Below are 1,165 nucleotides of genomic sequence, written 5' to 3' on the forward strand. Positions count from 1 at the left end.
ACAGCAGGTGGTACAGTGGTTCCGGCATCTATCGCCACGTTTGGATGAAGGTTTCCAACACCTTGCATGCAGACGATTGGGGAACGGCAATTACAACGCCCGAGGTATCTTCAAAACAGGCATCCGTTAAAATAAAAACTTTAATAAAAAACGAAAGTTCTGTTTCGCAAAGTGTTTTTTTGAAAGTCGGGCTACTGCCAGCAAACGCTAAAAAAGCAGAGGGTAAAAAAATAAAGGTAGAGCTACCGGCTAATAGTGAAAAGGAAATTACGCAAACTATAAAAGTGTCCGAGCCCTTACTATGGGCGCCGGAAACTCCTAATTTATATCAGGCCCGGATCCAGATTTTAAAAGATAACCAGGTAATAGACGATACGCAAACAGCTTTTGGCATCCGGTCGATAAAGTTTACCGTTGAAAATGGTTTTCAGCTTAACGGTAAAACGATAAAGATAAACGGCGGATGCGTTCATCATGATAATGGTTGCCTGGGAGCTGCCGCTTTTGACCGGGCTGAGGAACGGAAAATTGAACTGCTAAAGGCTGCAGGCTTCAATGCCGTAAGAACCTCTCATAATCCCCCTTCCGAAGCTTTTTTAAATGCTTGCGACAGGTTAGGCCTGTTGGTTATTGATGAAGCCTTTGACTGCTGGCGAGTGGGTAAAAACAAGTACGATTATTCGATCTATTTTGATAAATGGTGGAAACGTGATTTGGAAACAATGGTGCGGCGTGACAGGAACCATCCGTCGGTTTTTATGTGGAGTGTTGGCAATGAGGTAGCTGAGCGCAAAACACCGGAAGCGGTAAAAACTGCCCAAATGCTGGTGGGCGCTGTTAAAAATATTGATACCACCAGGCCTGTTACATCGGCTGTTGTTACCTGGGGTAACGAATGGGAATATTTTGATCCGCTTATGGCGGCTCATGACGTCGGTGGTTATAATTATCAATTAAATAGCGCTCCGGCCGATCATCAAAGAGTCCCTTCCCGCATCATTGTTCAAACAGAATCAAATCCGCGGGATGCTTTTGTTAATTGGAAGCTGGTGCAGAACAACAGTTATATTATCGGCGATTTTGTTTGGTCGGCTATCGATTACCTGGGCGAGTCGGGGATCGGTCGCACATATTATTCCGGCGATGTTCCCGGTGAGAATTGGGA

Annotated in this window: 1 protein-coding gene; it reads left to right on the forward strand. The window is 45.1% G+C overall.

What is annotated here, in order from left to right; all coding sequences use genetic code 11:
• Positions 1-1,165 (forward strand): glycoside hydrolase family 2 TIM barrel-domain containing protein (locus AC1DPZ_RS27685; RefSeq protein WP_477409580.1); only part of this gene is annotated, 1,165 nt, incomplete at both ends.

The organism is Mucilaginibacter sp. P4_G9 (assembly GCF_056400985.1).